General features: G+C 46.2%; 6 protein-coding genes. 3 read left to right on the forward strand and 3 right to left on the reverse strand.

Annotated features, from left to right (window positions below; translation table 11 throughout):
* Together RMO27_RS00390 and RMO27_RS00395 are read left to right on the forward strand one after the other, a co-directional pair.
* A partial coding sequence (locus RMO27_RS00390; RefSeq protein WP_309727975.1) for a dicarboxylate/amino acid:cation symporter occupies positions 1-1,071 on the forward strand: 1,071 nt, incomplete at its 5' end.
* Positions 1,072-1,180: 109 nt separating this feature from the next.
* Positions 1,181-2,110 carry a bestrophin family ion channel gene (locus RMO27_RS00395; protein ID WP_309727977.1) on the forward strand — a complete coding sequence of 310 codons (930 nt, stop codon included), beginning with the start codon at positions 1,181-1,183 and terminating at the stop codon, positions 2,108-2,110.
* 4 nt (positions 2,111-2,114) lie between these two features.
* Here RMO27_RS00395 and RMO27_RS00400 read toward each other — a convergent pair whose 3' ends face one another.
* The 3 genes from RMO27_RS00400 to RMO27_RS00410 form a co-directional block, all read right to left on the reverse strand.
* Positions 2,115-2,801 (reverse strand): hypothetical protein, encoded by a 687-nt coding sequence (locus RMO27_RS00400; protein WP_309727979.1) that lies wholly within the window; start codon positions 2,799-2,801, stop codon positions 2,115-2,117.
* A 66-nt stretch (positions 2,802-2,867) separates the two neighbouring features.
* Positions 2,868-3,194: an MgPME-cyclase complex family protein gene (locus tag RMO27_RS00405; RefSeq protein WP_309727981.1), complete on the reverse strand. Its 327-nt coding sequence runs from the start codon at positions 3,192-3,194 to the stop codon at positions 2,868-2,870.
* Between the two features lie 78 nt (positions 3,195-3,272).
* Positions 3,273-3,998, reverse strand: a complete 726-nt coding sequence (locus RMO27_RS00410) for a pyridoxine 5'-phosphate synthase (protein WP_309727983.1) — start codon at positions 3,996-3,998, stop codon at positions 3,273-3,275.
* Between the two features lie 164 nt (positions 3,999-4,162).
* Here RMO27_RS00410 and metK point away from each other — a divergent pair.
* Positions 4,163-5,340: methionine adenosyltransferase (metK, locus tag RMO27_RS00415; RefSeq protein WP_309727985.1), on the forward strand; the 1,178-nt coding region annotated here is incomplete at its 3' end.

The following is a 5,340-nucleotide window of genomic DNA, read 5'->3' on the forward strand; positions in this document are numbered from 1 at the left end:
ACATTTTTGACTGCTGAGATTCCTGGTAATTCTGGCCGGAAGCTATCGATTTTATTAATTACTAATACATTGGTCGCGATCGCGATCGGCTTAGGTGTCGCAAATGTTTTGCGTCCTGGCGCATCTGGCCAATCTTTGGTAATTTCCGAAGGCAAAAAAGAAGTAGTCAAACAACTCGATCCGTGGGGGTTAATATCCGATATTATTCCCGATTCAGTAGTTAAACCATTAGTAGATAATAATGTTATTTCGTTGATATTTGTCGGCCTAGCATTTGGGATCGTCCTCAGAGCAATTAAGACCGAACAAATCAGTCGGGGACAACATGAATATCTGGCGATCGAGCAGGTAACGGGATTACTATTCGATGCGGTGATTAGAATTTTACACTGGGTGATTGCCTTAGTGCCGATCGCCGTATTTGGGATCGTGGCGAAGACAATTGCCCTCCAAGGATTTGCACCATTTAAGTCATTAGGTTCGTTTGTTTTGGCAGTTATTGTCGCCCTCTTGCTGCAAGCTGCTTACTATCTCACGCGAGTCAAATTTGGTTCCTGGGTATCGCCACAACGATTTATTCAAGGTGGTTCGGATGCTTTAATTACCGCATTCTCGACAGCTTCTTCGACGGCGACAATGCCGATTACCTTTGGCGCATTGATTGAAAAAATCGGGTTACGCGAGTCTTCGGCTTCATTAGGCGCGCTGGTGGGGAGCAACTTTAATAATGATGGGACGGCACTGTATGAAGCGATGTCGGCGTTATTTATCTCCCAGGTATTGGGGCAAAATCTCAGCCTCGTCCAACAGGTGATGGTGATGCTCACTTCGATCGTGGCATCGGTGGGGGCTGCGGGGATACCAGAGGCGGGGTTGGTGACGATGACGCTGGTATTTAGCTCGGTGGGGTTGCCGACGGAGTATATCGCGATTCTGATTACGGTAGACTGGTTTCTCGATCGCTGTCGTACGGCGATCAATGTGATGGGTGATATGACAGTCAGCGCCCTTATCGATGGTAAGCACCAACAATCGCCAGCAGCAGAAATTGTGGTCGAGCCGATTCCCTAAACAGTGTCGCTCACCAGATATTATGGGCAAGATGGCTGTCAATGTGTCAAATCGCAACCACAGACAATCCATAGATGAGGCAATCGTGGCAGTCCAAATTTAGAGAATTATGAGTTTGAAACAGATCGAGAAATTTTCAACCTACTTGAAAATGACGGGTTCGGTAATTCCAAATATTTTTAGTCGAGTGTTTTGGTGTGGGGCATTTGGACTACTTGTCTCAGTTTTGTATTTTTATAATATTCCGGTGTTTGCGAAATCCTTGGATGCAGTGATTCCGAGTATTGTCCTCGGTTTATTATTGGTATTTCGGACGAATACGGCTTATGAAAGATTTTGGGAAGGCCGTAAAGCTTGGGGGAATATTGTCAATAATATTCGGAACTTATCGCGCTTGATTTGGGTGGCGATCGATGAAACCGATCTGAGCCATCGTCCAGAAAAAGAACAAGCTCTTAAGTTATTAGTCGCATTTGCTGTAGCTACCAAATTACACTTGCGATCGCAACCCGCTAACGATCGATTAGCAGATTTAGTCTCTACGCTCCAGTTTAGTAAACTCCAGACGGCGACTAATCCACCTTTAGAGATCATTTTTTGGATTAGTGACTATCTTCAGGCCAAGCACGAACAATTGCAAATCAGTCTCTATCAAATGAATGAATTGCAAACTTTATTAAACAATATGGTCGATATGTTGGGAGCGTGCGAACGGATTCTACGGACACCGATGCCACTGGCTTATGCGATTCACCTCAAACAATTATTATTCTTATATTGCTTGTTATTACCTTTTCAAATTGTGGAAGAATTACGATGGTGGACGGCACCAGCTATCGCCCTGGTGAGCTTCACTTTATTTGGGATTGAAGCGATCGGTGTCGAAATTGAAAATCCCTTTGGTACCGATCCTAACGATCTGCCACTCGATAAAATTTGCGATACGGTTGATCGAAACATTGAAGATTTGATTAGTATGGAACCACATTATCGGCGATTGAATATTTATGGAAATAATATTGGCGAACAGCTAAATTAGAGATCTAGCTAGCACTACTGTCCTCCAGTAAATTGATTTCTTGCTGGAGATTCACCCGCGCGATCGCTTCTAATTCATCAAACAGCAGATCGGTATGGTAAAGCCGATCTCGCTGGAGAAAACTCACCAACACTCGGCGGCGTCCAGTCCGGTAAGACGCCTCATCAACCCAGTCATACTCCCGCCGAATCGATCGCACATAAGCAGCATAGCGAACCGGATCGGCACCGAGAATCGCCAAATCCGCGTCTAAAAACATACACAGATCGGCATCGTCGGGATCGATTTGATGTCCTTGAGTGGCCAAAATGAGCCGCTCGATCCGATCGAGATCGAGGGATACGTGCAAATTTGCTAGTAATTCTGTCGCAGCTTTGGCACTTTGGATTTCATTATCCGTAGCTTGCGGATCGTACACAAAATCGTGAAACCAGGCGGCTAAAATTACCGAACTAGCATCTTGCAAATGCACTGAATTTGGCGAACTTTCCCGATCGAACCGTTGGATAATTGCTAGCAGATGGTAAATATGATTGAGGTTATGGTAGTGACGATCGGGGTGAGTATAAGCAGCAATTAAGAGTTGAAAGATCCGATCGATCTCTTGTTGCTGAAGACTATCTAGCGACGCGATCGATCGCCCCGCCCAAAATTGTTGCCACCCGATCTTTAATTCATGACATCGTTCCATACTTATGGAATTTAATAAACAATAGGGGTTTAAACTCCCACCATAGTAACCCAACTATCAACTAATTTAAGCTATTGCTAAAGTGGCAATTGGATCGGGAATAGTTGCCGATGGTGCTGGAAATTCACCTGTCGCCACAAATTCAAGCCGCAGCTTCAACCACGTAATAAACTGTTTATTGGTAGAGACAACTGCCGTCGCTGGCTGGGGGATTTTAGCTTTGATACTAGCTAATTCTGGTGCATCCAAAAAAGCTGGTCGATCGATAAACCAAAAGTCGATTTCTTTTTTCTGTTCGTGATAGTTGCGAGTGCGCTCGGCAAATACTTCATCGAGAGATTCCTCCTCACGTAAGAATCTTTGACTGGCAACTAAATAATAATAGATTTGCATGTTCTTAGGTATTAGGCTTTCGGCTTTAAATCTTAGGTTCTTTCTAACGATACTTGGGCTACTGCTGCAAAATTATTACTAGCAATTAACTCCAAACATGGCGGCTTTCATCTCGCGGATGGCTCGATCAATCCCGACGAGTACCGATCGACTGATGATACTATGGCCGATATTTAATTCTTCCATCCCTGGCAAGCAGGCGATCGGGCGGACATTCCAATAAGTCAGTCCGTGTCCGGCATTAACGCGCAAACCAGCCGCGATCGCCAGTTCGCAGCCCTTGGCTAAATTCGCTAATTCCTGCTCCACCTGTAACGGCGTTCTGGCTTCCGCATATCGTCCCGTATGCAATTCGATAAATTTAGCTTTTATCTGCGCTGATGCGTCAATCTGTGCTGGTTCTGGGTCGATAAATAGGCTGACGGGAATCCCTGCCGATTGTAATTTATCGACTACCGGATTGAGTCGATCGAGTTGTCCCGCGATATCCAATCCGCCTTCTGTCGTCACCTCTTCCCGCTTTTCCGGTACCAGCGTCACATAGTCAGGCTTAATCTCTAGCGCGATCTGAACCATTTCCGCCGTCGCTGCCATTTCTAGATTTAAGCGAGTGCGGACGGTTTCGCGCAACAGTCGAATATCCCGATCCTGCATATGGCGACGATCTTCGCGCAAATGTGCTGTAATGCCATCCGCACCAGCCAATTCAGCCAACACCGCTGCCGCGATCGGATCGGGTTCGATCGTGCGTCTAGCCTGCCGAATCGTGGCTACATGGTCGATATTTACTCCCAGCGTCAACAATTTTTTGATTCTCCGCGTTCACTTTTGTTGTACATTAAATACCAGTTAGTACTCATAACTACTACGTCAAATTACAGAATCATCAAAAAATTCTAGATTAATTTGCAGGTATTGTGTAAATATATAGGCTAACATTTAGCCAGCATCTAAAGGAGGACTTTTCCTTGTCTCGTAGATATCTTTTTACATCGGAATCCGTGACGGAAGGTCACCCTGACAAAATCTGCGATCAGATCTCTGATACGATTTTGGACGCACTGCTCGCTCAAGATCCCTATAGTCGGGTGGCAGCCGAGGTGGTCGTCAACACCGGACTAGTCTTGATCACTGGTGAAATTACGACCAAAGCAACTGTTAATTATATCGACCTAGCTCGCCAGAAAATTGCCGAAATTGGCTATACAAACGCCGATAATGGCTTTTCGGCAACTAGTGCTTCGGTGCTGATTGCGCTAGATCAACAATCGCCAGATATTGCCCAAGGCGTCAATACCGCTAAAGAAAATCGGACTGATGACAGCACCGATATTTTCGACCAAACTGGTGCGGGCGACCAAGGGATCATGTTCGGGTATGCTTGTAACGAAACATCCGAATTGATGCCATTACCGATCGGGTTAGCCCACCGATTAGCCCGTCGCTTGGCGGCTGTCCGCAAGACTGGGGATTTGCCCTATTTGCGTCCCGACGGAAAAACTCAAGTTACCGTTGAATACAAGAATGGCGTGCCAGTAGCGATCGATACCATTTTGATTTCGACTCAACACGACGCTGCAATTGGCGAGATTAGCGACGATCTTGGCGTTCAAGCCAAGATCAAAGCCGATCTGTGGAAATTTGTAGTTTTACCTGTCTTCGCTGACTTGGATGTCAAACCAGATGACAAAACCAACTTCCTCGTCAACCCGACGGGTAAGTTTGTAATTGGTGGCCCTCAAGGGGATGCTGGTTTAACAGGGAGGAAAATCATTGTCGATACCTATGGCGGTTATTCCCGTCATGGTGGCGGTGCCTTCTCTGGCAAAGATCCTACCAAGGTCGATCGATCGGCGGCATATGCTTGCCGTCACGTCGCCAAGAATATTGTCGCGGCGGGTTTGGCTGCTAAGTGTGAAGTGCAGCTCAGTTATGCGATCGGGGTTGCTAGCCCGGTCAGTATTTTAGTCGAAACCTTCGGCACGGGCATTATTAGCGACGACCAACTATTCGAGCTGATCGAAGAGCACTTTGAATTGCGTCCAGAGGGGATTCTCGCGACCTTTAACCTGCGGAATTTACCAAAAGAACGCAATGGCCGTTTTTATCAAGATGTTGCTGCCTACGGTCATTTTGGTCGCGACGA

Source organism: Chamaesiphon sp. OTE_75_metabat_556 (assembly GCF_031378165.1).
In the GTDB taxonomy this organism is placed as follows: Bacteria; Cyanobacteriota; Cyanobacteriia; order Cyanobacteriales; family Chamaesiphonaceae; genus Chamaesiphon.